This is a genomic window from Nonomuraea diastatica, from assembly GCF_004349015.1.
Lineage (GTDB): Bacteria > Actinomycetota > Actinomycetes > Streptosporangiales > Streptosporangiaceae > Nonomuraea > Nonomuraea diastatica.
In genome coordinates, this window is record NZ_SMKP01000034.1 from 1 (window position 1) to 25,955 (window position 25,955).

Annotated in this window: 23 protein-coding genes; 20 read left to right on the forward strand and 3 right to left on the reverse strand. The window is 69.0% G+C overall.

Annotation, left to right across the window (positions count from 1 at the left end; all coding sequences use genetic code 11):
• The 17 genes from E1294_RS14525 to E1294_RS14605 form a co-directional block, all read left to right on the forward strand.
• A partial coding sequence (locus E1294_RS14525) for a rhamnogalacturonan lyase family protein (protein WP_484213980.1) occupies positions 1–350 on the forward strand: 350 nt, incomplete at its 5' end.
• A 224-nt stretch (positions 351–574) separates the two neighbouring features.
• Positions 575–2,074 carry a glycosyl hydrolase 53 family protein gene (locus E1294_RS14530; protein WP_132508741.1) on the forward strand — a complete coding sequence of 500 codons (1,500 nt, stop codon included), beginning with the start codon at positions 575–577 and terminating at the stop codon, positions 2,072–2,074.
• Between the two features lie 243 nt (positions 2,075–2,317).
• Positions 2,318–3,022 (forward strand): glycoside hydrolase family 12 protein, encoded by a 705-nt coding sequence (locus E1294_RS14535; protein WP_132508743.1) that lies wholly within the window; start codon positions 2,318–2,320, stop codon positions 3,020–3,022.
• 141 nt (positions 3,023–3,163) lie between these two features.
• On the forward strand, positions 3,164–3,883 hold the full coding sequence (locus tag E1294_RS14540) for an ROK family protein (RefSeq protein ID WP_165977277.1): 720 nt from the start codon (positions 3,164–3,166) through the stop codon (positions 3,881–3,883).
• A gap of 221 nt (positions 3,884–4,104) precedes the next feature.
• Complete coding sequence (locus tag E1294_RS14545; protein ID WP_132508747.1) at positions 4,105–4,449, forward strand: NADH-quinone oxidoreductase subunit A; 345 nt, start codon at positions 4,105–4,107, stop codon at positions 4,447–4,449.
• Between the two features lie 77 nt (positions 4,450–4,526).
• Positions 4,527–5,651 (forward strand): hypothetical protein, encoded by a 1,125-nt coding sequence (locus tag E1294_RS14550; protein WP_132508749.1) that lies wholly within the window; start codon positions 4,527–4,529, stop codon positions 5,649–5,651.
• Positions 5,644–6,546, forward strand: a complete 903-nt coding sequence (locus E1294_RS14555; RefSeq protein ID WP_132508751.1) for a complex I subunit 1 family protein — start codon at positions 5,644–5,646, stop codon at positions 6,544–6,546. Before E1294_RS14550 ends, E1294_RS14555 begins: the two co-directional genes overlap by 8 nt.
• The gene (locus tag E1294_RS14560; RefSeq protein ID WP_132508753.1) at positions 6,546–7,067 is read left to right on the forward strand and encodes an NADH-quinone oxidoreductase subunit J; all 522 of its coding nucleotides are present in this window, start codon (positions 6,546–6,548) and stop codon (positions 7,065–7,067) included. Before E1294_RS14555 ends, E1294_RS14560 begins: the two co-directional genes overlap by 1 nt.
• Positions 7,064–7,369, forward strand: a complete 306-nt coding sequence (gene nuoK, locus E1294_RS14565) for an NADH-quinone oxidoreductase subunit NuoK (RefSeq protein ID WP_132508755.1) — start codon at positions 7,064–7,066, stop codon at positions 7,367–7,369. The genes E1294_RS14560 and nuoK overlap by 4 nt, the downstream gene beginning before the upstream one ends.
• Positions 7,366–9,171: an NADH-quinone oxidoreductase subunit 5 family protein gene (locus E1294_RS14570; RefSeq protein WP_181958498.1), complete on the forward strand. Its 1,806-nt coding sequence runs from the start codon at positions 7,366–7,368 to the stop codon at positions 9,169–9,171. The genes nuoK and E1294_RS14570 overlap by 4 nt, the downstream gene beginning before the upstream one ends.
• 2 nt (positions 9,172–9,173) lie before the next feature.
• Positions 9,174–10,640: a complex I subunit 4 family protein gene (locus E1294_RS14575; protein WP_132508757.1), complete on the forward strand. Its 1,467-nt coding sequence runs from the start codon at positions 9,174–9,176 to the stop codon at positions 10,638–10,640.
• The gene (locus E1294_RS14580; protein ID WP_132508759.1) at positions 10,637–12,010 is read left to right on the forward strand and encodes an NADH-quinone oxidoreductase subunit N; all 1,374 of its coding nucleotides are present in this window, start codon (positions 10,637–10,639) and stop codon (positions 12,008–12,010) included. The genes E1294_RS14575 and E1294_RS14580 overlap by 4 nt, the downstream gene beginning before the upstream one ends.
• A gap of 326 nt (positions 12,011–12,336) precedes the next feature.
• Positions 12,337–13,347: a sensor histidine kinase gene (locus E1294_RS14585; RefSeq protein WP_165977278.1), complete on the forward strand. Its 1,011-nt coding sequence runs from the start codon at positions 12,337–12,339 to the stop codon at positions 13,345–13,347.
• Positions 13,340–13,984 (forward strand): response regulator, encoded by a 645-nt coding sequence (locus E1294_RS14590; protein WP_246083015.1) that lies wholly within the window; start codon positions 13,340–13,342, stop codon positions 13,982–13,984. Before E1294_RS14585 ends, E1294_RS14590 begins: the two co-directional genes overlap by 8 nt.
• A gap of 140 nt (positions 13,985–14,124) precedes the next feature.
• On the forward strand, positions 14,125–15,237 hold the full coding sequence (locus E1294_RS14595) for a hypothetical protein (protein ID WP_132508763.1): 1,113 nt from the start codon (positions 14,125–14,127) through the stop codon (positions 15,235–15,237).
• Positions 15,238–15,502: 265 nt separating this feature from the next.
• Positions 15,503–16,168 carry a DUF2306 domain-containing protein gene (locus tag E1294_RS14600; RefSeq protein ID WP_132508765.1) on the forward strand — a complete coding sequence of 222 codons (666 nt, stop codon included), beginning with the start codon at positions 15,503–15,505 and terminating at the stop codon, positions 16,166–16,168.
• 126 nt (positions 16,169–16,294) lie between these two features.
• Complete coding sequence (locus E1294_RS14605) at positions 16,295–17,449, forward strand: metallophosphoesterase (protein ID WP_132508767.1); 1,155 nt, start codon at positions 16,295–16,297, stop codon at positions 17,447–17,449.
• 336 nt (positions 17,450–17,785) lie between these two features.
• Here E1294_RS14605 and E1294_RS14610 read toward each other — a convergent pair whose 3' ends face one another.
• Positions 17,786–18,769, reverse strand: a complete 984-nt coding sequence (locus E1294_RS14610; RefSeq protein WP_132508769.1) for a LamG domain-containing protein — start codon at positions 18,767–18,769, stop codon at positions 17,786–17,788.
• A gap of 57 nt (positions 18,770–18,826) precedes the next feature.
• A complete protein-coding gene (locus E1294_RS14615) occupies positions 18,827–20,314 on the reverse strand; it encodes a hypothetical protein (protein ID WP_132508771.1) in 1,488 nt (495 codons plus the stop codon).
• Between the two features lie 390 nt (positions 20,315–20,704).
• Here E1294_RS14615 and E1294_RS14620 point away from each other — a divergent pair, with 390 nt between their 5' ends.
• From E1294_RS14620 to E1294_RS14630, 3 genes are read left to right on the forward strand one after another with little or no spacing between them, the layout of a single operon-like run.
• Positions 20,705–22,210, forward strand: a complete 1,506-nt coding sequence (locus E1294_RS14620; RefSeq protein WP_132508773.1) for a sulfatase family protein — start codon at positions 20,705–20,707, stop codon at positions 22,208–22,210.
• Positions 22,211–22,249: 39 nt separating this feature from the next.
• Positions 22,250–23,662 carry a sulfatase family protein gene (locus tag E1294_RS14625; RefSeq protein WP_132508775.1) on the forward strand — a complete coding sequence of 471 codons (1,413 nt, stop codon included), beginning with the start codon at positions 22,250–22,252 and terminating at the stop codon, positions 23,660–23,662.
• Entirely contained in the window at positions 23,659–24,834 is a 1,176-nt protein-coding gene (locus tag E1294_RS14630) for an MGH1-like glycoside hydrolase domain-containing protein (RefSeq protein ID WP_132508777.1), read from the forward strand. Before E1294_RS14625 ends, E1294_RS14630 begins: the two co-directional genes overlap by 4 nt.
• Before the next feature lie 50 nt (positions 24,835–24,884).
• On the opposite strand, the gene E1294_RS14635 is transcribed toward E1294_RS14630, so the two are convergent.
• Complete coding sequence (locus E1294_RS14635) at positions 24,885–25,901, reverse strand: LacI family DNA-binding transcriptional regulator (RefSeq protein WP_132508779.1); 1,017 nt, start codon at positions 25,899–25,901, stop codon at positions 24,885–24,887.
• Positions 25,902–25,955 lie beyond the last annotated feature (54 nt).

The following is a 25,955-nucleotide window of genomic DNA, read 5'->3' on the forward strand; positions in this document are numbered from 1 at the left end:
TGCTGAACGGCAACTACGTCGACAAGTACGGCACCGGCGGCGACACGCGCCTGTTCACCGGCTCCGGCGCGCACTCGATCAACGGCACCAAATCCACCCCGTCCCTGTCCGGCGACCTGTTCGGCGATTGGCGTGAGGAGATCATCCTGCCTCGTGACGACAACGCCGCGCTGCGCATTTACGCCACCCCGGTTCAGACCGACCGGCGGATCTACACGCTGATGCACGACGCCCAGTACCGCGTCGCCGTCGCCTGGCAGAACACCGCCTACAACCAGCCGCCCCACCCGAGCTTCTTCCTGGGCAACGGCATGAGCACCCCGCCGCAACCCGACATCCACGTCCGCTGAACACCCCCGGCAGGGCGGCCGGCACCACCTGGCCGCCCTGCCGGATCGCGGCCACGCGTGTTCTCCCGCGCGATCCGCACTCATCTGCGCGTCCGTGACCCCCGCCGAACGAGTCCCGAGCCTTCCCATCCTGTCGCCGCTCGGCGGCCACGCTGCTCCGCCTCCGGCGTTCGATCCGGGTGGCTACCCCTTCCACCCCGAGTACGGCCTCCCCAGGAGCCTCGATGAACTGGCCAGCGAAGATCTCAATAGTCACGGCGATGACGACGGCCCTGTCCGGCGCTCCCGTCATACTCGCGGCCAGCGCGCACGCCGCGACGAACCGATACGAGGCGGAGTCCGCACCCGCCGTGTGCGACGGTGCCATCGCCTCCAACCATGTCGGTTACTCCGGTAGCGGCTTCTGCGACACGAACAACACCATCGGCAGCGCCGTCCAGCTCACGGTGAACACAGCGGCCGCGGGCACCGCCACCCTCACCATCCGGTACGCCAACGGCACCACCGCGAACCGATCGGCGGACATCAGTGTCAACGGCGCGATGGCGCAGCCCGGGTTCGGCTTCGAGGGCACCGGCGCCTGGACCGCCTGGGCGAGCAAGACCCTGCCCCTGCAGCTGAACGCCGGGACCAACACCGTCCGGCTCGCCGCGACCACCGCCGGCGGGCTCGGGAACATCGACTACCTCGACGTCACGACAGACGGCGGCGGGAACAGCACGATCATGCAGGGCGCGGACGTGTCCACGCTCCAGCGAGCCGCCGACCTGGGCGCCCGGTACTCCTACCCCAACGGCACCCCGGGCGACCCGCTGGACATCCTCAAGAGTGCCGGGGTGAACTACGTCCGGCTGCGGATCTGGAACAACCCGCGCAGCGGCTACAACAACAAGGACAAGGTCCTGCAGTACGCGCGTACGGTGAAGGCCAAGGGCCTGAAGCTGATGGTCGACTTCCACTACTCCGACACCTGGGCCGACCCCGGCAAGCAGTACAAGCCCGCCGCCTGGGCCGGCCACGGCATCAGCCAGTTGCAGACCGACGTCTACGATTACACCTACGACGTGTGCACCAGCCTCAAGGCCCAGGGCACCACCCCGGACAGCGTGCAGATCGGCAACGAGATCAACACCGGCATGCTGTGGCCCGACGGCCGGGTGGTCAACAATGACTTCACCGACCTGAGCCTGCTGCTCAAGGCCGGTTACAACGCGACCAAGGCCTGCAACAGCAGCACACAGGTGATCATCCACACGGCACGAGTGGAGAGCGGCGCACGCTGGTTCTACGACGGGATCCGGGCCAAGGGCGTGCAGTGGGACATCACCGCCCTGTCGTACTACTGCATGTGGCACGGCAGCCTGTCGAACATGGCCAGCGTGATCTCCGACATGCGGTCTCGCTATGGCAAGCCGGTCGTCATCGCCGAGACCGCCTATCCGTTCACCTCCGCCAACGCCGACTCGACGCCCAACGTGGTCACGTCGGGGTGTTCCGGTTACGACCTCACGTGGCAAGGGCAGGCCGCCGAGTTCGCGGCGGTGCAGAGCACGGCTCGTAACGCGGGCGCCATCGGCGTCTTCTACTGGGAACCGACCTGGTACGCGCTGCCCGGCAACGGCTGGGACCCGGCCGACATCAACAACTCCGGTGATGAGTGGGACAACATGGCCGTCTTCAACTGGACCGGCCAGCTCAATCCCAACATCCGCTGGCTCCCGTGACCACGACCGCCGGCTCCACCCCTACCGCTGCTGACGCCGCCCACACGACCCGCCCCGAGCCCTCCGCATCGCAGCCGACGAAGGCGCGGTGGAGCGGATGGCGCAGCAGGGCCATCGCCGGCGCGGCCCGCTCTGGAGGCACCCCGGCGGGTCCATCGCCGAGTGGTGACGGTCCTGCTCACCCGAGGCGGAGGGGTGATCCCGGGACATGACCGCCGATTCCACCTCCTCGAAAGGAAGCTCATGACCCGTACGGCCCGTCGAAGCCTGGCCGCCCTCGCGGTTGGGCTGACGATCATCCTGTCCGGTCTCGTATCCGCTCCGGTGCACGCCGCCGTCTGGTCGTCCTGCGACCAATGGGGCACCTGGTCCAACGGAGGGTACACGCTCTACAACAACATCTGGGGCTCCGGCGCCGGTCGGCAGTGCGTCTGGGCGAACTCGGCCACCAACTGGGGAGTGTGGGCCGATCACCCGAACACGGGCGGGATCAAGTCCTACCCCAACTCCACCCGTTGGTCCGGCAAGCGGATCAGCGCCCTGGGCACGTTGAGCAGCAGATTCGACGTCACCGTGCCCACGAGCGGAGTCGCGTTCACCAGCGCGTACGACGTGTGGTCCAGTGACAACCAGCACGAAATCATGCTCTGGATGAACAAATATGGCCCGGTAGGACCGCTCGGCAGCTTCCAGACCACGGCCACAGTCGGCGGCCATACCTGGAACATCCACCGCGGCTCGAACGGCCACAACGCCGTCTACTCCTTCATCCGAACCACCAACGCCGCCTCCGGCACGGTCGACATCAAGGCCATCTGCACCTGGATCCGCAACCGCGGCTGGTTCGGTGACGTGACGATCGGCAACGTGCAGTTCGGCTACGAGATCACATCGTCGGCCGGCGGCAAGGACTTCGTCACCAACAACCTGACCATCACAGCCAGCTGACACGCATCGCTGCAGGAAACCGAGAAGAGGAGGCGACTGACAACGCCTGTTGACCGAAAGCTGCCGCACGGGCCAGAGGAGGCGGGAACCGGCTGAGCCAGGCCCCGTTCGCGAGGCCGGATGTGGAAGTTACGAACGTCCGTGGTCACGGCCGGTTTCTGCATCGCTTCGGCCCTGGCCTTACCGGGCTCAGCACACGCCGCGGACAACCCGTACCAGCGGGGTCCGGATGCAACGTCGGCCAGTGTCGCAGCCTCCCGCGGCACCGTCGCCACCGCGAACGTCAGCGTGCCGGCCTGCAACGGCTTCGGCGGCGGCGTGGTCGTGGACGGCGAGGTGTACCGCGGCAGTTCCTCCAACGGCGTTGCGATCGGCCACATCACCGTCGATATCAACGGGCGGCCATGCGGCTGCGGCAACTACGGCTGCCTCGCGAACTACGCCGACCCCTCCGCCGTCATCGAGCAGGCGCTGCAGGAGTCGAGCCTCGGCGGGCGACTGGGGCTCAACGCCAGCGACACCGACGTCATCACCGCCTTCCGCCGCATCGCGACCGCCGCGGACGCCGGCGACCCGGAAGCGCTGACCCTCATCGAGGGTTCCGGCCACCTCCTGGGCACTGCGGCCGTCACCATGGCGAGCCTGTTCGACCTCGACCTCATCGTGCTCGCAGGGCCCAGCCTCGCTGCGGCGGCCTCGCTCTCCCGGTCGGTCATCGAAGAAGAGGCGCAACGGCGCACCTTCGTCCGCCAGGCCCACCCGGTGCGGGGTGGCGAGAAGGTTACGGCTTGCTGGGCAGCCCATGCCAACCGGCGAGCCGCTTCCAGTTCGCCGGCGATCATCGGGACGCCTTCGGCGTGAAGCGGCTGTGCCGGGTCTCGAAGGTGTCCCACCCGGGGTTCTATCGGTGGATCAAGGCCGCCCCGGCCCGGGTGGAGCGGGCCGCAGCCGATGCCGCGCCGGGCACACGATGATCGAAGCGTTGCCTCCGTCTGCCCTTGACAGGCTGTGCAAAGAGTGTCAGGAGAGGCGGTTTGCCACGACTCGCTGGGGAACTATGTAGGTCAAAGTTGCGAGGACCCATGGAACCTTGGGCGGCCCTTCTCGGCCTGCTGAGTTTGCTCACCATCGGTGTGCTGGGCATCTACGCCGTGTCCCGGGGCCTCGCACCCCGGCCCCTCGCGGTCGGCCCCTACCTGTCAGGAGGAGTGGCCAGGGAACATGCCGTGTCGCGCTATCACGTTCGCTGGTACGCGGTGACGCTGGTCTTCCTGGCCTTCGACATGGAAATGGTCTTCATGTATCCCTGGGCCCTGGTGGTCGCCGAGGTCGGCACCATGGCCATGGTGGAGATGTTCGTCTTCCTGGGGCTACTGATGGTGGGCGTCGTCTACGCGTGGCGAGAGGGCGCGTTCCGGTGGGTCTGACCGGGTGGATCCGGCGTCAGGCGGCGGCTCGTCCTCGGCCGTTCGTGGTCACGGGCCTGTACGGGACGAGGGCGCGGTTGACCGTCGAGGCGGAGCTGGCGCGGCGGGGCTGGGTGGCCGCCAACGGGCCTGGCAATGCGAGCCTGCTGATCGTCTGCGGTACGCCTGGCAGCGAACTGGACACTGCCGTACGGACCTTCTGGGACAGCCTGGCGAATCCACGCGCGCACGTGGCACTTCCAGGTGGCGCCACGCGAAATGAAGTGGCGCATGCCCTGGACGGCGGTGCGGCTCGGCTCTCGGACAGCCGGGCACAACAGCGGGACGCAGCCGTGCGTGGTCCGGAGCCGGACCCCGGCACGCCTGGGATGGACCGCCCCCATCATGACCCGCACGCCGGGCACGGGACGCACGACGGCGACGGCCACACGGAACACGCAGACCACGGGGATCACGGGGATCGCGGGGATATGGAACACTCCGGCCACGAGCACCACATGGGCAATCCCGGTGGGCTGCCGATGGCTGGACGAGGAGCGGACCGGGACGGCTTGAAGCTCGACCGGCTGCACGTGCCCCTCGGGCCGCTCCTGCCCGATTGGCCGAGCGGCCTGGTGGTGGAGACGACGATGCAGGGGGACGTCATCCAGCAAGCCGCGGCCAGGCCCGTCGAGGGCGCGGCACATGGGATCAGCTTCTGGGACGAGCCCTGGATCTTGTCCGATCAGGGGCATCCAGTGACAAGAGGGGAAGCGGAACGGCGCAGGGCCGCAGCACATCTCGACAGCATGGGGCGGCTGTTCGCGGTGGCCGGTTGGCCGGCGGCGGGGGCGCGAGCCAGGGGACTGCGCGATCGTGTCCTGGCGGGCGAGTCACGGACTCCGCTCGTGGCGGCCTATGCGCCCTTCGCCCGGCAGGTACGGCGTTCCCTGGTGCTGCGCTGGATGTTGCGTGGCGTGAACGCCGGTGAGAGCGATGTGCTGTCCCGGCTGGAGTACTGGCTGGCGCGGACCGGTGAGGCGCTCGATGCCCTCGACGACCGTTCGCGTCCAGGCGATGATCAGGGCCCGCGACACGATCAACCGTCGCTGGCGGCGCTGTCCGGGCTCCTGGTCGGCGTCGAGCTGGCGGCTGCCCGGCTGATCGTCGCTGCGCTGGATCTCGATCTCGAACGGGCCCAGGCGCAGGTGGCTCATGGTTGATGTCACGCCGATCTGGACCGTGCCGGTCTTGCCGGTGGCCTTGGCCGTGCTGGCGCTGTCGGCCGCGGCCTTGGACTCCGTTCTGGCCGGCACGGTGAGGTCGGCAGCAGACCCGCTCAGAGAGGCGGCCCGGCTCCTCGTGCAGCAGCGGCGCCGCACCCTGCTCCGCGACACGCTCCTGATGCGCTGCGGCGTGGTCAGCCTCCTGGTCGCCGCTGTGCTGGCCGCGATCGTGCTGCCGCTCGGGGACGCGCCGCTGGTCGACCTGCCGGTGGGCATCGTGTGGTTCAACGCCATGGAGGTGTGCGTCTGGGGCTCTCTCTGGCTCACCGGATGGGGCGCCAACTCGGTCCACCCGCTGGTCGGTGGCTACCGGTTCGTGGCCCAGGGGTTGGCGTACGAGCTGCCGCACATGTTCGCGCTCATCACGGTGGCGTTGGGGGCGGGCTCGCTCAGCATGACGGGCGCGGTTCAGGCGCAGCGGGACCTGTGGTTCATCGTCTGGATGCCGATCGCCTTCGTCGTCTACCTGGTCTCGGCGCTCGCGATGGCCTTCTGGGGCCCGATGAGTCAGCCGCTGGGATCGGACATCGCCGGTGGAGTGGGCGCGGAACTGTCGGGCGCCGATCGGCTGATCTTCCAGGCCGGACGCTACGCGATTCTGGTGGTCGCGGCTGCGGCGGCCGTGCCGCTCTTCCTCGGCGGCGGCAACGGGCCGTTGCTTCCCGCCTGGCTCTGGGTGCTGATCAAGACGGCCGGGGTGCTGGCGGCCCTGATCTGGACCAAGCATCGGGTGCCGGCGGTGCGGATGGACTGCTTCACACCGGTGTCGTGGGTCGTGCTGATCCCGCTGACCCTGGTGCAGCTTCTCGTCGTCGGGATCGTGGTGCTGTGATGACCGTCGCCTTCTGGATTCTCGCGGCCGTCGCCGTCGCCGGGGGGATCGCGGTGTTCGTGGTCGACTCCATGGCGCGGGCGACGTTCGCCCTGCTCGCGTCCCTGCTGGCGGTCGGCCTGTCGTTCCTGCTGATCGACCTGCAGTACCTGGGCGTACTGATCATCCTGATGATGGTCATGGAGATGCTTGTCATGGCGGTCTTCATGATCATGTACATGATGAACCCGGCCGGGCTCATGCCCATGAAGATGACGCACAACAACAAAGGCTCGGCGATCATCGCGGGGACGGTGTTCGCCTTGGTGGCGTCCGGGGTGCTCCTGGTGGAGTGGCCGGAACGCCGGGGGAGCCCGCCCGCCGACCCGGCCCACCAGCTCGGCCTGTCGATCATGGGGCCCAAGATGCTCGTGATGATGGTGATCGGGGTGGCGATCCTGGCCACGATGATCTCCACGGTGGTGCTCGCCACCCATCGCGGCCGCTACGACCGGCGGCCCGGCGTCGGGGCACCGTCATGACGCTAGAGGCGTTCCTGCTGCTGGCGTCCGCGCTGTTCGCCGTCGGCCTGTACGGCGCGCTGTCCCAGCAGTCCATCGTCATGCTGATGATGGGCCTGGAACTCATGATCAACGGACTGATCGTGGCGGGTGGTGCGTTCTGGTACTTCCTCGCCCCCGCGACGGCCGACGGCCAGGTGCTCGTCCTGGTCGCGGTGACGGTGATGGCGCTGGAGATGGCGATGGGGTTCGCCGTCGTCACCGCGATCTTCCGGGCCCGCGACGTGGACCTGACGGACGATGCGGGGGATCTGAAGAGTTGAGCGGTCTGCTGTGGCTGCTGCCCGGGCTGCCCATCGCCACGGGCGCCGTGCTCGCCGTCACGCGGCGGGCCGACCGGGTCGCTCCCGCCGTCGCGACGGCGGTGGCCGGGGTGACGGTCCTGCTGGCCGGCTGGGCCGCGGTAGTTCGGCCTGCGGTGGAGACGACGCTGTTCGCGCGGCTGCCGGCCGGGCTGGCGGTCGACGGGCTCGCGGCCGTGATGGTCGTGACGGTCGCGGTCGTCGCGCTCGCCGTGCTGGTGTTCGCCGCGGGCGACATCCGCGAGGAGCGGAGCCGGTTCTCCGGCCTGATGCTGGTCTTCGTGGGGGCCATGCTGGTCACCGTCATGGCGACCGACTTCGTCGTGTTGCTGATGGGCTGGGAGCTCATGGGCGCGATGTCGTACGCCTTGATCGGCTTCTGGTGGCGCGAGCCGGACCGGGTACGGTCGGCGAGCCTGGCCTTCGTCACCACGCGCGCCGCTGACCTGGGCCTCTACCTGGCGGCGGGCTGCGCGCTGGCGGGGACGCTGTCGCTCGGGCTGGTCGGCGTGGAGGCGGCCGAGCGGCCGTGGCTGGACCTCATTGCCGGGGGAGTGGTGGTCGCGGCGCTCGGGAAGTCGGCGCAACTGCCGTTCTCGTTCTGGCTCTCGCGCGCCATGGCCGGTCCGAGTCCGGTGTCGGCGCTGCTGCACTCGGCCACCATGGTCGCCGCCGGGGCCTTCCTGCTGCTCAGGCTGCAGCCGCTGCTGGCCGCGACCGGCTGGGCCGCGACGCTCGTCGCCTGGGCCGGCGGGCTGACGGCGCTGCTGCTCGGCGCGGTCGCCGTCGCCCAGCGCGAGCTCAAGCAATTGCTCGCCGCTTCCACGTGCGCGCAGGTCGGCTTCATGGTGCTGGCCGCGGGCGTGTCGGCGGTGGCAGGCGGGACCGCCCACCTGGTCGCGCATGCGGCTGTGAAGAGCCTGCTGTTCCTCGTGGCGGGCGCCTGGCTCACCACGCTGGGCACCCAGGAGCTCGGCGAGTTGAGCGGTGCGGCACGGAGGCACCGGCTGACCGGGGTCACCTTCACGATCGGAGGGCTGGCGCTGGCGGGGCTGCCGCCGCTGTCGCTGTGGGTCACCAAGGACCTGATCCTGGCGGCTGTCGACTCCCCAGCTCTCCACGTCGTCGGGCTGGCGGCGACGCTGCTGGCAGCGGTGTACGCGGGCCAGGCGGTGATCGCGGTCTGGAGACCGGGTGGTGGGTGGGAAGCCCGTCCCATGAGCGTGCTGGAGCAGGTTCCGTTGCCGCCCCTCGCCTTCCTGGCCGTCGCACTCGGGTTGGTCGGGATGCCCGCCGTCCTGGCGGGCTGGTCCCGGCTGCTCGGCGCTCCAGCGCCCGGACCGGGGCCGGTGGAGCTGGCCCTGTCGGGGGCGCTGGCCATCGCCGTGGTCGTGCTGGCACGGCTGCGCCCCCAGCGCCGGGCTGCGCCCGGTTTCCTCAGGGACTGGTTGCGGCTGGAGAGCGCTGCCCGGCTGCTGGTGTGGAGGCCGCTCCTGGCTGCCGGCAGAGGGCTGGCCCGATTCGACGACCACGTGGTCGACGGCCTCGTACGCGCTGTACCTCGGGGCGGGATGGCCGTCGCCCGGTTCGCCAGGTCGCCCTTCGAAGCCGGGGTCGACGGCGTCGTCAGCGGCGTTTCCGCGACGGTCGCCCGCCTCGGTGAGCTGGCCCGGCGGCCGCAGACCGGTCAGGTGCACACCTATTTCGCCCAGGCGGCGGTCGGGCTCGTCCTGCTGGCCGTCGTCATCGCGCTGGTGAGGTGAGCGTGCTCTCCCTAGTGATCTTCCTGCCACTGCTGGGAGCGGCCCTCCTCGCCGTTCCCCGGCTCGGCGGGCGGACGGCCGTCTGGATCTGGATCGCCACCTCCGCCGCCGACCTGGCCCTGGTCACCATCATGTGGGACGGCTACACGGGCGGGATCGGATACGAGACCCGGCTGCGGTGGATCCCCTCGGTGGGCGCTGGATATCACGTGGGCGTCGACGGCATGTCCCTGCCGCTGATCGCGCTGACCGCCCTGCTCTTCCTGCTGTGCGCGGTCTACTCGCTGAAGGAGAGCCGGCGGCCACGATCGTACGCCGCGCTCTTCCTGTTCCTGCAGACCGTTGCGCAGGGGCTGTTCGCCGCCCTCGACCTGCTGCTGTTCTTCGTCTTCTTCGACCTGTCGATCGTCGGCATGTACTTCGTCATCGCCGGTTGGGGGCACGGGGAGCGGGGCCGCTCCGCGCTGAAGTTCTTCCTCTACACCTTCCTCGGCTCCCTGGCGCTGCTGCTCGGGCTCATCGGGCTCTACCTGGGCAGCCATCCGCGCACCTTCGACATGGTCGACCTCACGGCGGCTCCCCCGGACGCCGGTGGCCTGGTGCTGCTCGCGATCGGGATCGGGCTGGCCGTCAAGACGCCGACCGTGCCCTTCCACACGTGGCTACCGCCCGCGCACACCGACGCGCCCGCCGCCGGATCGGCCATCCTGGCGGGCATCCTGCTCAAGATGGGCGCGTACGGCTTCGCCAGGATCGCGATGCCGATGCTGCCCGGGGCCTGGCAGCGGTACGCGTGGGTCGTCATCGTCGCCGGCGTCGTCAGCGTGCTGTACGGGGCCCTGGTCGCGCTCGCCCAGGACAACCTCAAGCGGCTGATCGCGTACACGTCGGTCAACCACATGGGCTACATCGTCCTCGCGTTCGGCGCCGCCGGGCTGGCCGCCGGGGACGCGCGGGCGCGGGAGCTGGCGGTCAGCGGGGCGGTCACCCAGATGGTCAGCCACGGCCTGGTCACCGGCGCACTGTTCCTGCTGGCGGGCGTGCTGTGGGACCGCGTGGGCAGCTACGACATCCGCCGCTTGGGTGGCATCGCCGGCACCGCGCCCCGGCTGACCGCGATGACGGTCGTGGCCGCGTTCGCATCACTCGGACTGCCGGGCCTGTCCGGGTTCATCGCGGAGTTCCAGATCTTCACGGGCGTCATCGGGACCGGCCTGGTGGGGGCCGTCGTGGCCGCCGCGCTCAGCGTCGCCGGCATCCTGATCACGGCCGCTCTGATGCTGCGGGTCCTGCAGAAGGCGTTCCTCGGGCCCCCGGGCGAGCTCACGGTCTCCGACGTGAGACCGTACGAGACGGCCGCCGTCGTGCCGCTGCTCGCGCTCTCCCTGGCGATCGGTCTCGCGCCCCGCTGGCTGCTCGACCTGATCGAACCGGTCTCGGCCACCATCGTGTCCCTGGTCAGCCGATGACCGAGAACCCTCTCGACCTCATGCCGGAGCTCCTCATCCTGGGTGGCGCGGTGACCGGGCTCCTGGTGGGGCTGTTCACGCCGCGCCCGCGCCAGCAGATCGTGGCCTGGATTTGCGCGGCGGCGCTCGTGGCGTCGGTGATGGCCGCCGCGGTGGCCGCGCTCCGGCCCGACACGATGGCCTTCGAGGCGTTCGCAGTCGACCTCCTGACCCATGCCACCCGGGCCGCGGTGGCCGTCGCCACGCTGCTGGTCGTCGTGCTCGCGGCCCGCTGGGCGCGCGGGAACAGCCGCGAGGCCGAGGTGTACGTCCTGCTCCTGCTGTCAGCCCTCGGCACGGTTGCGCTCGCCGGGGCGGCCGACCTCCTGGTGCTCGTGGCCGCCTACCTGCTGGCGAGCATCCCCACCTACGCGCTGGCCGCCTTCGCCAAGGACGGGCCGGGGACGGAAGCGGGACTGAAGTACTACCTGATGGGCGCGTTCCTCGGCGTCGTCATGCTGGCCGGGGTCACCCTCCTGTACGGCCTGACCGGAGGCACCGCCTACGAGCACGTGGCGCGGAATCTCCCGGGGTCACCGGCGGCCGGGATCGCCGTCCTGCTGCTGCTCGCGGGAGTGTTCTTCAAGGCCGGATGCGTGCCGGCGCACTTCTGGGTGCCGGACGTCACCGAAGGTTCCACGCGAGCTGTGGCGGCGTTCGTCACGACCGTGCCGAAGATCGGAGCGTTCGTCGCCCTGCTCCGGCTGGCGTCCGAGGTGTTCGCCGGCTCCGAGACGGGGTGGCGGCCGCTTCTCGCGATCGTCGCCACGGCCACGATGACACTCGGCAATCTCGCCGCGTTCTACCAGGACAACGTCCGCCGCCTGCTCGCCTACTCCACCATCAGCCAGGCCGGTTATCTGCTGGTTCCGGTCGCTGTCGCCGGGCGGACCGACCTCGCCGAACCGGCGCTGCTCTTCTACGTCGCCGCCTACGCCATCACGAACCTCGGGGCGTTCGCCGTCGTCATCGCGGCCGGGACCGACAGCCTGGCCGGTTACGCCGGGCTGGCCCGACGGTCACCCCGCCTGGCGCTCGCCCTGGTGGTGTGCCTGCTGGGCCTGGTCGGCACGCCGCCTACCGCTGTCTTCGTGGGCAAGCTGCTGGTCTTCGCCGCAGCGTGGGACGGCGGGCTCGCGTGGCTCGCCGTCGTCGCCGTGCTGAACACCGTGGCCAGCCTCTTCTACTACCTGCGGTGGATAAGACCACTCTTCCAGCATGGGGAGAGAAGCCGGATCCCGGAGGGCGGCGCCTCCTGGATCGCCTACCTCACGGCCGCGCTCTCCCTGGTTCTCGGCATCGCCAGCGGCCTGCTGCAGGCCATCGCGTGATTCGTCCGATCCTGCGTTACGCCCTTCTTACTATGGAGATAGTGCATCCGCCGCCCAGCGTTGTGTCGTGAATCCCGAATTCCCGGGCCAGCGGCTGTCTGTCAGGAACCCGATGCGGCAGTCGCGAGCGCGCCGTGGGAGCGGCTCCCACGAATACCTGCCTGCGGAAGGATCCGTAGGCTCATGACGTGCAGTGGACCACACGGGCTCGGGCAGCGGCGATCGCCGTAGGGGTGACCGCGTGTGCGGTCGCGGGCCGGCTCATCACCCCAGACGCGGAGCCGGTGGTTGTCGCGTCGGCCATGGTGACGTGTGGGGCGGCTGCCATGGTGCTCGGGCTGTGCCAGGTGCGGCGCTGGGTCGCCCTCATCCTGGCCGTGATCGCGCTGGTCTCGGCGAGCGTGAGCGTGGTCCATGGGTACCGGGGCGGCGGGGCGGGTGCCTGGTCGTACATCGAGACGCTCGCCCTGCTGCTGATGGTGATGGTCGTGGCCAGGAACTCACCAGTGCGGCATGCTACGGCCGCTGGGCTTGTGGGTGGTCTCGCGGAATCATTGTTGATCTTGCGTCTGGTGCCGGCTTCGTCGTTGCTGGAAGCGGCGGGACTCTGCGCGTTCTGGGGATTGGGTGCGGTCGGGGCGGCGGCAATCGGAACGCATTTGCGCTGGCTGGACTCCGAGCGGGTGAGATCGGTGACCGACGCTCGGAGGGGTCAGCGGCTGGTGCTCGCCAGGGATCTCCATGACTTCATCGCCCACGATCTAGGAGAGATGGTCATCCAGGCGCAGGTCGGTCAGGTCGCGCCGGGCAGGGAGGGGGAGGCGCTACGCCACATCGAGTTGATCGGCCAGCGGGCCCTCGCCTCGTTGAGCGCTACGGTGAGAGCGTTGCACGAGTTGGACGATGGCTCGGGAGCGGACGCGGCCGCGCCGGACCTGGGAGATCTTCCCCGAATCGTCGAAGGGTTCGCCGCTGCTGGCACGGTGCCCGTCACGCTCCACGTCGAACCGGGCCTGGAGGGGCGGTTGCCCAGGCGGGTAAGCACGACCGTGGCCAGGATCGTGATCGAGGCACTGTCCAATGTCCGGCGGCACATGCCGGATGCGGAGTTTGCCGAGGTGAAGGTGGTCGGTGATGGCCAGAACGTGGTGGCGAGCGTCATCAACGGGCCGGGACGACGTGCTCCGGTGAGCGCGCCCACGACCCGCGTGGGCCTGGTGGCGCTGGAGGAGCGCGTCAGGTCTCTCGGCGGGCGCTTCACCGCCGGTCCACGTGCTCACGGAGGATGGCAGATGGTGGCCGAAATCCCAGCCGATACGCTGCCGGCTGATGGCTGAACCGGAGATGCGGGTCCTGGTCGCGGACGATCACCAACTCGTGCGCACAGGCATTCGAATGATCTTGGAGAGTCAGGCCATCAACGTGATCGGAGAGGCTCGCGACGGCGCTGAGGCGGTGGAACTGGCCCGGGAGCTCCGTCCTGATGTCGTCCTTCTCGACATCGAGATGCCCCGTCTGAACGGCATCGAGGTCACGAAGCTTCTTGTCAGAGAGTCCCTGCGGGTGGTGATCCTCACGTCGTTCGACAGCGACGACTACGTCTACGCGACACTCCGCAACGGCGCCTGCGGCTACGTACTCAAGCACAGCGGTCCCGCCCTGCTGACCGAGGCTCTCCACGCGGCGATGGCGGGTGACGCACTCGTCAGTCCATCGATTACCGTGCGGCTCCTGCGGCGGCTCACCCAACGAACAGCCGCTGGTGAGAGCGTCATCGCCGGACAACTGACCGAGCGCGAGACCCAGGTACTCCGACTGCTGGCGCGGGGAAAGACCAACGACGAGATCGCTCGGACCATGTTCATCGCTCCGAGCACGGTGAAGACGCACGTGGAGAACGTCCAACGCAAACTGGGCGCGCGGAATCGCGTCGAGCTCGCGGCACGAGCCTGGGAAACAGGACTGGTCGAATGAGGAACACCTCCGGCGCCCGGAGGTAAGTCGCTGATTTCCCCCCAGGAGAGGATGTCCATCCTCGGGACGGCGGATGTGCCCATCTCAGACCTGCCGCACGCTGGCCATGGTGTTTCACGAACGGCAAAGGAGCCGCAACCATGGCAGTCACTCAGCGAATACCCGTGCCGGTCTGGAACCGGTGGCCGACGTGGACAGCCTATGCCGCGTTGCTCTGGTCAGTGATCTACGCAGTCCTCGGGATCTCCTGGGCGCTGGGCGGAGGAGGATTCCCCTTCGGCGCCAACGACATCAATGCCGAAGGCCAGGGCGAATTGCTGGCCGAAGCAACGGCTCCAGTCGCCGGATCGATCACGGCCGCACTCGGCGCGGCAGGTGTGGTGACCGCGGGGGCGATGGCGCGGCGGGCACGAGGGCCGCGAGCGATGCTGCTGGGGTTCGGCTGGAGCGTTGCCGCGCTCCTTGTGCTGGTGCTTCCTGAGGTCCGCGCACTCAACATAGCCCTGTTCCCGCTCATCTTCCTGACGCTCGACAAAATGGACTGGCCGACCATGAATTTCCTCATCCTCATGGTCGGAGGGATCTTCTGGGCCGGCGCGACACTGGCCTACCAGCGGGCGAGCCGGTCAGCATGTGCGAACTGCGGACGCGTGGCGACGGATCGGACGGGCCGGGCCGAGGCGTGGCTGCTGCGCTGGGGCCGGGTCATCACCTATGTAGCCATCGCGGCGCCTTGGGGATATGCGGTGGTACGGCTGGCCTGGGCACTGGACATCCCGGCCGGCGTCTCCACGGAATTCCTGAGGCGGATGGAGTCCGCCAACGATGGAGCAGGCGCGAAGGGTATGGAGCTCGTGCTCGCCGGAATGTGCGCCGGCGGCTCCCTCCTGACCGTGGGGCTGATCCAGCGCTGGGGCGAGATTTGGCCACGCTGGCTGGTCGGGCTTGCCGGCCGCCCGGTCCCGTCGGCCTTTCCCGTGACGTTCGCAAGCCTCGCTGCGGTCGGGGTGACGGCTGTCGGCTTGTCCTGGGCGCGCGGCCTGCCCGGCCTCATCGCCAATGGCTTTTCCGGTGACATCGAGGGCTATCCGGTAGGACCGCTGTTCTACCTGCCCATCCCGGCGTTCCTCATCTGGGGTGTCGCACTCGGCCTAGCGACGCTCGCCTACTACTACCGGCGCAGAGACGACTGCGTGCACTGCCGCCGAGGCGAAGCGGTTGGTGTTGCTTCCCCGGTCCGCAGCCGACCATGACCCAGGCGGGTCCCGCGATGGACATCATTCCCTGCCCGACGCCACGAAGACAGGGCACGGGTAACGCTGTAAGGAACGGCCCGTCACGATCTGACTCACGCTGCGCTCACCTGTGGGCGTCCCTCGATCCCCCTCATCAGGGTGCGACCTGGTCGTGTACGTCGATCGGCGTAGTCAGGCCCGCACCCCACGGCTGATGCCCGAGCCATCCTCCGCGCCACATGATGAGCAGTCATCAGACTGGGTCAGGAAGGGGACGCATCACATGAAGGTCGCCGCCAGGCCGGAGAGAGCCCGCCGGATCTGGCTGATGCTCATCATCGCGGCGGTGTTCGGGGCCGTGCTCATCGGACCTTACCTCGGGTTCGACACCGACGGCAGCCGACTCGACGTTACGAGCCGACCGTACTACTACCTCCTCGTCGCGCACATCTTCACGGCGCTGGTGGCGCTCGTTCTTGGCCCGCTGCAGTTCATTCCGGCGATCCGGGCGCGCAGGCGGACGCACCGTACGATCGGCCGTTGTTATCTCCTCGGAGGAGTGCTCCCCTCCGCGCTGGCCGCCATACCGGTGGCGCTGCTCTCAGGCCGCCTCATCACCCAGATCGGCCTGGTCATCCCCGCTGTCCTGTGGCTCATCACCGGCCGGCTCGCCATCCGGGCCGCCCGCCGCCGCGACTTCCTCCGCCACCGGCACTGGATGATGCGCAATTACGCGCTCACCTTCCTTGCCGTCACCTCACGCGTCCTGGTGCCGCTCCTCCTGCTGGTCCAGATTCCGTTCAGCGACACGGTGAACGCAGGCTCGATCGCCGCCGGCGCTCAGTCCATGATCCCGGTCGGGCAGGCGCTCGGGTGGATCGTCAACCTCATCGTGGTGGAGATCCTCATCAGGAGGCCGGGATCACGGTGGGCGCCGTCCAGCGCATGACTCACCTACGGATGCAGCCGAGGGATCGCGGCTGCTCCGTCGTACGCAGCAGCAATCGCAGGTCCGGGTGGGTGACGGTACACGTCCTTCGACCTGCCCGGCGCCGACCTCGTTGGAGAGTGATGTATGTCGATTCCCTCATGGGTATGGGGGCAGTCGGTGATGTGGGCGTTGGCCCACATCTATCTGTGGGCCCGCCTCGTCCGGGGCACCACGCCCTCCCGGTCCCGCGCCCGTCGCGTGGGCACCGTGCTCGCGGTGGTGCTCGCGGCGTTCATTCCAGCCTCGCTCATCACGCCGTTCTTCGTGGATATCGCCGTGTCCCGATGGATCGCGTGGCCGAGCAACATCTGGTACGGCCTGGCCGTCTACCTGCTGATCCTGCTCATCCTCACCGAGCCCGTACGGCTGGCCGCGGCGTTCATCGGTAAGCGCCGGGCGAAAGCACGGGCCGAGACCCCGGACTCGGCACGACGAGCGTTCCTCGCCCGCTCGATCGCGGTGACGGCTGGGGCCGCCGCGACGGGCATCGTCGGGTACGGCATGGCGACCGCACTGAGCCCGCCCCGTCTCGACCGCGTCACCGTACGGTTGCGGCGCGGCGGACCCCTAGCGGCAGGACTCCGGATCGCGCTGGTCGGCGACATCCATCTGGGACCGATGCTGGGGCGAGCACACACGCAGCGCATCGTCGACATGATCAACGGCACCGGCGCCGACCTCGTCGCGATCGTCGGAGATCTCGTCGACGGCACCGTCGAGCAACTCGCCTCCGCCGCCGCTCCCCTGCGCGGCCTTCGCAGCCGGCACGGCACGTTCTTCGTCACCGGCAATCACGAGTACCTCTCAGGCGCGACCGAGTGGATCGAGGAACTGCGGGAGCTGGGCATCCGTCCGCTGCAGAACGAGCGCGTGGAGCTGCCCGCCCTCGACCTCGCCGGAGTGAACGACGTTACCGGCGCCCGGCAGGACGACGGACCCGACTACGAGCGGGCTCTCGGCGACCGCGACCCGGCCTGCCCGGTCATCCTGCTGGCCCACCAGCCGATACAGGTGAACGAGGCAATGCGCCACGGCGTGGATCTGCAGTTGTCCGGGCACACCCACGGCGGCCAGATGATGCCGCTGAACCTGCTCACCTCCTGGGCGCAGCCGACGCTCGCCGGATACGAGCGCTTCGGCGACACCCAGCTCTACGTGACCAAGGGAGCGGGATTCTGGGGACCACCGGTGCGAGTCGGCGCACCTCCGGACATCACGATCGTGGAACTCGCCATCTGACGTCTGATTTCGGAGGCAACGACTTCCTCGCCGCGGTGACGGGCACCGGAGCTCAGGTCGTCGGCCGCCTGCGCAGCAACCGCCGCGTCCTGGTCCTGTCCCGCCTGGCAGACGGCTCCTACCTGTCGGTGATCGGCTCGGTCCCGGTGCGGATCGTCGACGCGCAGATCACCGTGACCTGCGCTGACGGCTCAAATCACCGATCTCCCGCTACGGCGAACGGCTGGACGACGGGCGTCGGTCAGCGACTCCTCAACGATCCGGTACGCGGTAAGGCCGAAAACTCCCGGAGAAGCCGGGATCACGGTCGTGCACGGGCACGCCGGATTCCGCGCCTCAGTGGTAGGTGCGCACCCAGTCGTGCTCGGCCACCTTCGGGAACGACAGACCTGGACCACCGGGTGGATTGCCCTGGGCGCTGAGGATCAGGTGCCGGCCTTCGGTGACGAACGGGGAGCCGGCCGACACTTCCTTCGTCCAGGTGGGCTGCCCGTCCAGGTAGAAGGTGAGCAGGCCGGCCTCGCGCCCGTCGGTCTCGACGATCTCCCGGCGGAGACCGAACGTGTGCATCTCGGTGGTCAGATCACCGAAGGCGAGGTCGGTGCGGCAGTCGTCGATCATGCCATCCGGGTCTACCGTCTGGTCGGACCGTCCGGTGCGGCAGTTGTCGACCTGCGTGTGGGAGGCGGGCGTCCCCGGAGCCGGTGGGGGTGGCGACTCCCAGGTGTGGAGTGCCATGTGCTGCTTGTCCGACTCGAAGAATTCCTGGATGTCGAGTTCCGGGTTGGGGTTCTTGTCGAACGACGCGGGCCGGTCGTGGAGCCAGACAGCGCTGAAGACGTTCTGGTCCCAGACGTTCGAGCCGGCGACGTTGGCGGCGAAGCCCTTGGTCCGCACCTCGACACAGCTGGCCCGGCGCGTGCTCGCCCCGGGGACGGCGAAGGTGGACTCGACCGCGCCGGCCGGATACTCGAGGGTGCCGTCACCGTCGACGTCTGATGGTTCGTCACGGATATACAGGTTCAGCCGCCCGGCCTTGACTTCGACCATTTCCGGCCGGAAGACAAGTTCGCCGGACTTGTAGAAGTCATCGCGGGCGTAGTCGTAGCGCTGCCACCGCTTGGCGAGCGGCTTGTCGAACTCGTCGCTTGCCTTTTTCAGCGGCTTGAGCCCGGCGCTGCACGGCGATGAGCCACCGGGCGCGGCGCCGGCCTGCGGCATGGTCGACGGCAGGGGATCGGCCCTGCCGGGCAGCGCGGTCGAGATGGTCACCGCGATGGCGAGCAGGCTTGCTCTCAGCGTGGTACGTCGTGTGACCATGAGACTCCTTCATCTGGTGTTCGGGGTCGGTGCCGCGCACCGGGACCGGTTGGGCGACTATGAATCCTCGAGAACGAAGCGGGGGTAGTCGGCCACGTCGAGCTTGAAGAGGGTCGTACCGCTCGGGCCGGGATGGGTCTGCAGAACCTGGGAGGAGCCGGTCAACGGGTCGACGACGAGGGGTCTTGCGCCGAGTGAGGTGGTGACGGCGAACGTCGCCTGTCTGGCCGGGAATCGTTCGCGCGGTGGCGCGGACGACCAGATGGCGACGAGACCGCGACCATCCCCGGTGACGAACCGCTTAGCCTCGATCCGTTCCTTCACGAGCCGGGCGACGGGGCTGCCGATCTGTTTGACGTAGGTGGGCAGAGCCCCGCCTTCGAACCTGCTCACGGTTGCGAGGAATCGCGGATCGGGGGTGGCCTGACCGCCCGTGAGGGCGCTGATTCTGCCGAGTACGAAATAGGCCGGCTTGGGTGTCACCTCGTCGGTCACGAGCCCATAGTTGTCGAGCTCGCGAGCGGGATCGTGTCCCTGGGCGCCCAAGGTGTAGACGAACGTCTTGTCCACCGCGAGAAAGCCCAGGACCAGCATGCGGGCCACGGTCTTGGCCTGCTGGGTCAGACTCATCGGCTCCAAGGTGTCGGGCTCGAATTCCCGACCGGCGGCGGACGGGATCCCCACCTCGGTCATCCACAGCTGGAGATCCGGGTTGCCCAGCAACATCCGCCCTTGGCGCAGGTAGTCGTTCATCGTCCGGGCGAACTCCGGGTCGGAGGTCGCGAAATCCTTGAACCTGGGGTCGGCGGTGCGCGGGTTGTACTCCGGCGGGAGGCCGTGCTTGAAGGTGTAATGATGCATGCAGAGCGCGTCGATCAGGGGTGACGACTGTTCAAGCTGCGTCATCGCCACCTGTTCGACCTGGACTCCGTTGACCAGCGTCACGTTCGGGTGTTCTGCCTTGACCTGCTTGGACGCCTCCTCGACGAAGCGCGCGTACGCCGCCACCCGGTGGCCGCCCGCATAGTCGCCGCCGTAGTGGTTCTTCCAGATCTCGTTCCCCGGCTCGTTTCCGAACATGAACGCTCCGACGTCCTGACCCCACTCGGCGACGGCACCGCGGACGAGGTCGACCCACCCGGAGATCTCTTTGGCCGTTCCGACGTTGACGTTGTTGTTCACCGTGAACAGGGGCTTGACGCCGGCCCGCAACTCCGCCTCGACCCAGTGCCGGACCTGGTCACCCGGCCCGCCGGTGGACCAGTCCCAATGGTCGTAGAGCAGACCGGTGCGCACCCACTTGATCCCGGCGGCGACCACGAACGGCAGCATGGTCTCGGGTGTGATCCACGGATAGCGGTCGGCGTACTGGAAGTGCCCGACCACCCCCAGCTGTGAGTGCGGTGGACGCCGAGCGGGATCGAGAGAGTCCAGATCCAGCCGGTCGAGGATCGGCCCGGTGAAGAACTGTGAGCGTAACCGCCGCACACGTTCTTGGAGCTCGGGGTCGTGGGCGGAGGCATGCGCGACGGGTGCGGGGCCCATGGCCGAACCGGTCGCCCAAGCCGCGGCCAGGCCGCCGGACGCGCTCAGAAGTTCGCGGCGGGTAAGGCGGGCTCCGTCGGTCCGCGACCGGTTCGCAGCCTCATCCTGCCACTCGTGTCGATTGACCTCGTCGACCATTAGAGCCCGATTTCTTGCGATGAACCATGCCATCGCAGCTAGGGAGTGCTGGATGATTTACTCGTGTTACCATGGCGGGCGCCACTGATCCAATCAAGGGGCGTATTCCTTGTCAAGACCTTCGCGAGGTGCGCCCGGGCGTACTCTCCGGGGTTTCTACACGTAGACACCGTGTCGGATCCTGTATTTAGATGGCAGTAGGCAACCGAAGTGACACGGGTAGATAGTTGTAGAGAGGACCGAGTCAAGGACATGCCAGAGCGGCCCAACATCCTGCTCATCACCACCGACCAGCACCATCACCGGGCGCTCGGGTTTCGCACACCGCTGCTGCGCACCCCCCATCTCGACCGGCTCGTACGGGAGGGCGCCCTCTTCGAGCGGGCCTACTGCCCCAATCCGACCTGCTCGCCGTCGCGCGCCTCGCTCATCACCGGCCAGTACCCCTCCACGCACGGCTGCTGGGCGATCGGCACGCGACTGGACCCTGCCCGGCGTACCGTCGGGCACCTGCTGCAGGCAGGCGGGTACGCGACGTCCCTGATAGGGAAGGCGCACTTCGAACCGCTCGCCGCCACCGCCGGGCAGCCCTCCCTGGAGGCTGCCGGCAAGCTGCGGGACCTGGAGTTCTGGGCGGGCTTCCACGGCCCCTACTACGGATTCGAGCACATCGAGCTGGCCAGGAACCACGGCGACGAGGCGTGGGCCGGTCAGCACTACGCCCTCTGGATGGAAGAGAAGGGACTGCCGGAATGGCAGGACTACTTCCGGACGCGGCCCGGCGACAGAGGGCGCGAGCATGTGTGGGACCTGCCCGAGCGCTATCACTACGGCCATTTCGTGGCCGAGCGCACCGTGGCCGCCATCGATGGGGCCGTAGAGGCGGGCAAGCCCTTCTTCACCTGGGCGAGCTTCCAGGATCCGCACCCGCCCTACCTTGTGCCGCAGCCGTGGGCGTCGATGTACGATCCCAGCGACGTGGAGCCCGGGGAGCTGGTGGACGGCGAGCTCGACCGCATGTCCGAGTGGACCCGCCGCACCCAGGAGGCCGAGCCCGACTTCAGTCCGTGGCAGGAGACCGAGCACGCCAACCATGGCTTCGTCAGCCACCGCGTCGACCCCGACCGGATGCGCCGGGACCTCGCGGTCTACTACGGCATGGTGAGCTTCGTGGACGCCTGCGTCGGCCGGCTGCTCGACGCCCTCGACGAGCGGGGGCTGACGGAGCGGACCCTGCTCGTGTTCACCACCGACCACGGGCACTTCCTGGGGCAGCACGGGCTGACCGCCAAGGGCCCGTTCCATTACGAGGACCTCGTCCGCATCCCCCTGATTGCCCGCTTCCCGGGTGTCGTGCCCGCGGGCAGCAGCGTGCGGGCCCTGCAGAGTCTCGTGGACCTCGCGCCCACGTTCCTCCAGGCCGCGGGCATCGAGGTGCCCACCGACATGCAGGGTGTCGGCCAGCTCTCCGTGTGGTCGGGTCGGCGGGCGCGGGCCCGCGACCACGTGCTCGTGGAGAACCGCCACCAGCCCAGCGCCGTGCACCTGCGCACGTATGTGGACGAGCGTTACAAGCTGACTCTCTACCGCGACCGGCCGGACGGCGAGTTGTTCGACCTGGTCGAAGACCCGGCCGAGCTGCATGACCTGTTCGACGAGTCCGCGCATGCCGGCCTGCGCGCCGAGGTGATGCGCCGCTTCCTCAACGCCGAGATCCGCCGCGAGGCCAGCGCGTCCCAGCGCGTCGCCGTCGCCTGACCGCTGAAACCGTGGCGCCCGAGGAGTATCCGTACCCCGATGACCACCCCGAACATCGTCTTCGTCATGTCCGACGACCACGCCGCCCACGCCATCAGCGCGTACGGCGGCACCTTGAACCACACTCCGGAGCTGGACCGCATCGCCGAGGAGGGCGCCCGGTTCGACAGCTGTTTCTGCACCAACGCGATCTGCGCGCCGAGCCGGGCGGTGATCCTCACCGGTACGCACAGCCACGTCAACGGGGTCATGTCCATGGCTGGCCCCTTCGACGCAGCCCAGCCGACCTTCCCCGCCCTGCTCCAGGAGGCGGGCTACCAGACGGCCCTGTTCGGCAAGTGGCATCTCGGCCACGGCGCCGGCCACGACCCTCAGGGGTTCGACGAGTGGCGGGTCCTGCGCGGTCAGGGTGAGTACCACGACCCCGTGCTGAGCACCGCCGGCGGGGACGAGCGGCATGAGGGCTACGTCACCGACGTCCTCACCGAGCTCAGCCTGGACTGGCTGCGTGCCACGGACCGGAGCCGGCCCTTCTGCCTGCTGCTGCATCACAAGGCGCCCCACCGCGGGTGGGAGCCGGCCGAACGGCACCGCGACTTCTACAACGACCGGACCTTCGAGGAGCCGGCGACCTTCCGCGACGACTACGCCACCCGTACGGGCGCCGCCCAGGCTGCCAGGATGCGCGTCGGCCGGGACCTCACGCCCAAGGACCTCAAAATGGAGCCGCCCCCCGGCCTGGACGAGGAGGGCCTGGCCGCGTGGCGGTACCAGCGCTTCATCACCGATTACCTGCGCTGCGTCGCGGCCGTCGACGAGAGCGTCGGCCGCCTTCTCGGCTACCTCGACGAGGCAGGTCTGACGCGGGACACGGTGTTCGTCTACACCTCGGACCAGGGCTTCTTCCTGGGCGATCACGGCTGGTACGACAAGCGGTTCATCTACGAGCATGCGCTGCGCATGCCCCTGCTGGTGCGCTACCCGCGGGAGGTGGAGGCGGGATCGGTCCGCGGCGAACTGGTGTCCAACGTCGACTTCGCCCAGACGCTCCTGGACTGGGCAGGCATCGCGGCGCCCGCGCGCATGCAGGGGGTCAGTCTGCGCCCGCTGGTCGCGGGATGGGCCACCACGCCCCCGCGCGACGCGGTCTACTACCGGTACTGGCAGCACCAGGACCCTGCCCACGGGGTATGGGCGCACTACGGGATCCGTACAGACCGCTACAAGCTCATCTATTTTTACAACGACGGCCTCGGCCTGCCCGGCACCGGCACGACGTCGGAGCCGCCCTGCTGGGAGCTCTACGACCTGGCCACCGACCCCGACGAGCTGAGCAACGTCTGGAACGACCCGGCCTACGCGCGGATCCGCGCCGATCTCACGGAGGAACTGGCGCGGCAGCAGGCCGCTGTGGACGACCGGCCACACCGGAGCCAGGCGGTGACCGCATGAGGCGCCCGCGAGACGACCTGGCCCGGATCGAGGACTTCCTGTCCGTCCAGCGACCCCAGGTGCGCAGGCCAGCTGAGGGAGCCCTGCGCAGACCGTTCGTGGACCCCGCGGCCGCCTACCGTGGCCAGCTCTGGGACTGGGACGCGTACTTCACCCTCATCGCCCTTCGCCCCCACCTGCCGGACGGCGGGCTGGTGCGGGACTGCGTCATGAACTTCCTGGACCACCAGCGCGCCGACGGCTCGATTCCCTTCGTCATCCCCACCGACCTGGCGCAGAGCCCACCCGGGCGGGCCGCCGACTCGCCGTTGAACTCGGCCAAGCCCGTGCTCGCGCAGATGGCGCTGCTCGCCGGCGACCAGGTACGGGACTGGGCGGCGCAGGCCGTTCCCGGGCTGCGCCGGCACGTCGAACACTGGGAGCGGACGCAGCGGCACCCCTCCGGCCTGTTCGTGTGGCGGTCGCACCGGGGCAGTGGAGCCGACAACCATCCCGGCGTGTACGGGCGCCCGCTCAACGCGACGATCGGCATCGACCTCAACTGCCTCATGGTGGCCGAGTACCGCGCGCTGGCCCGGTTGCACGACCTCGCCGGTGATCAGCGCTGCGGCGCGGACTGTGCGCTGCGTGCGGACGGGCTCGCCGAACTGGTCCGACGGGACCTGTGGGATCCGGTCGCCCGCGACTTCTGCCACGCCGACGCATTGACCCGCACGCCTGCCGGAGTGCGCCAGGAGGCCGACTGGGCCGTGCCGCTCCGCTACCGGTCGTGGGTCGGCTTCTATGCGCTGTGGGCCGGCGTGGCCACGACCGGGCAGGCGGCGGCCATGGTCGCCGCCTGCGACCTCTTCTGCGACTTCGGGATCAGGACGTTGTCGCCCAGAGAGCCGCTCTACAACCTCGCGGCGACGGCCAACCCGTCGAACTGGCAGGGCCCCGTGTGGGTGGTGGCCAACTACATCGCCTTCGCCGGGCTGCGCGGCTACGGCTTCGCCGTGCCGGCCCGCCGGATCCTCGACGGCACGCTGGCGCTGCTGGCCGGGGACCTGGAGCGGACGGGAACACTGCACGAGTACTACGACCCCGACACCGGCGAGGGCATCACGGGTGCGGGATTCCTCAACTGGAACCTGCTGGCGACGACGATGCACCAGATGGGCGACTCGCCCTGAGCGGCCGCCGACCGGTTCGCCCGCCCGGCGGGGCAGACCGGCCCGCCGCTCTAGGCCGGCGTGTCCGCGCAGCCGCAGGAGCCGCGGGCCTGCAGCGTGGTGGTGTAGTGACGGTGCTGTGGCGGCGTGCCGCCGCCGGCCTTGAGCGCCAGCAGCGCGGTGACGGCGTCGCGGGCGATCTCGTCGACCGGTTGGCGCATCGTGCTCAGCGGGGGCCAGGTGTACTCGGCCTCCGTCGAGCCGTCGAACGAGATGACGGCGACGTCCTCGGGGATGTGCTTGCCCGCCTCGTGGATCGCGCGCAGCGCTCCGACGGCCTGCGCGTCCCCGCTGGTGAAGATCGCGGTGGGGGCGCCGGGGAAGGCCAGCATGCGCCTGGCCGCCTGGTAGCCGCCGAACCGGGACACTTTCGCCGGGAGCAGGGGACCCTCGGGCAGCCCGTGCTCGGACAGCGCCCGGAGCCAGCCGGTCTCGCGTCCGTCGGGGTGGTCACCGGGCGGACCGCTGATCATGCCGATGCGCTGGTGCCCGTGGCCGATCAGGTGGCTGACCGCAGCGTAGGCGCCGCCTTCGAGGTCGGCGCCCAGGGAAGGCACAGCCGGGACGGTGCCGGTGTTGTCGAGCAACACGATCGGCACGCCCGCCGCGCTCACGTCGGAGATGTCCGGCACGGCATCGACGCTGGCCAGGAGGATCCCGTCGACCTGCCGGGCGACGAGGTTGCGCAGGTGCTCGCGCTCCTTGGCCGCCGAGGCGCGGGAGTTGGTGAGGATGACGGCGAACCTCTCGGCCTTGGCGGCATCCTCGATGGCGTTGGCCAGTTCCACGAACAGGGCGTTGCCTCCCGAGGACAACACGAGACCGAAGATCTCTTGGGAACGCAGCTTCAGCGCGCGCGCCGCCGCGTTGGGCCGGTAGCCGAGGACGCGGATGGCCTCGAGGACGCGAGCCTCGGTCTCCGGGCGGACCCGCTTGGGCCCCTTGTTGACCACATAGCTGACGACGGCCGGGCTGACCTGAGCGTATCTGGCAACGTCGTTACGAGTAACCGCACGGTCCCATGTCACGCGATCAGCATAGCGGCAACGGCGACTGTTGCGCGCTGTCGTCGTTGTGAACAC

Bases quoted from the DNA above. Each gene is read 5' to 3' on its own strand.
- E1294_RS14560 (WP_132508753.1), top strand. From the start codon at position 6,546: ATGACCGTCGCCTTCTGGATTCTCGCGGCCGTCGCCGTCGCCGGGGGG.
- E1294_RS14620 (WP_132508773.1), top strand. From the start codon at position 20,705: ATGCCAGAGCGGCCCAACATCCTGCTCATCACCACCGACCAGCACCAT.
- E1294_RS14615 (WP_132508771.1), bottom strand. From the start codon at position 20,314: ATGGGCCCCGCACCCGTCGCGCATGCCTCCGCCCACGACCCCGAGCTC.
- E1294_RS14625 (WP_132508775.1), top strand. From the start codon at position 22,250: ATGACCACCCCGAACATCGTCTTCGTCATGTCCGACGACCACGCCGCC.
- E1294_RS14605 (WP_132508767.1), top strand. From the start codon at position 16,295: ATGTCGATTCCCTCATGGGTATGGGGGCAGTCGGTGATGTGGGCGTTG.
- E1294_RS14535 (WP_132508743.1), top strand. From the start codon at position 2,318: ATGACCCGTACGGCCCGTCGAAGCCTGGCCGCCCTCGCGGTTGGGCTG.
- nuoK (WP_132508755.1), top strand. From the start codon at position 7,064: ATGACGCTAGAGGCGTTCCTGCTGCTGGCGTCCGCGCTGTTCGCCGTC.
- E1294_RS14580 (WP_132508759.1), top strand. From the start codon at position 10,637: ATGACCGAGAACCCTCTCGACCTCATGCCGGAGCTCCTCATCCTGGGT.
- E1294_RS14630 (WP_132508777.1), top strand. From the start codon at position 23,659: ATGAGGCGCCCGCGAGACGACCTGGCCCGGATCGAGGACTTCCTGTCC.
- E1294_RS14610 (WP_132508769.1), bottom strand. From the start codon at position 18,769: ATGGTCACACGACGTACCACGCTGAGAGCAAGCCTGCTCGCCATCGCG.
- E1294_RS14595 (WP_132508763.1), top strand. From the start codon at position 14,125: ATGGCAGTCACTCAGCGAATACCCGTGCCGGTCTGGAACCGGTGGCCG.
- E1294_RS14585 (WP_165977278.1), top strand. From the start codon at position 12,337: ATGGTGCTCGGGCTGTGCCAGGTGCGGCGCTGGGTCGCCCTCATCCTG.
- E1294_RS14600 (WP_132508765.1), top strand. From the start codon at position 15,503: ATGAAGGTCGCCGCCAGGCCGGAGAGAGCCCGCCGGATCTGGCTGATG.
- E1294_RS14555 (WP_132508751.1), top strand. From the start codon at position 5,644: ATGGTTGATGTCACGCCGATCTGGACCGTGCCGGTCTTGCCGGTGGCC.
- E1294_RS14545 (WP_132508747.1), top strand. From the start codon at position 4,105: ATGGAACCTTGGGCGGCCCTTCTCGGCCTGCTGAGTTTGCTCACCATC.
- E1294_RS14530 (WP_132508741.1), top strand. From the start codon at position 575: ATGAACTGGCCAGCGAAGATCTCAATAGTCACGGCGATGACGACGGCC.
- E1294_RS14590 (WP_246083015.1), top strand. From the start codon at position 13,340: ATGGCTGAACCGGAGATGCGGGTCCTGGTCGCGGACGATCACCAACTC.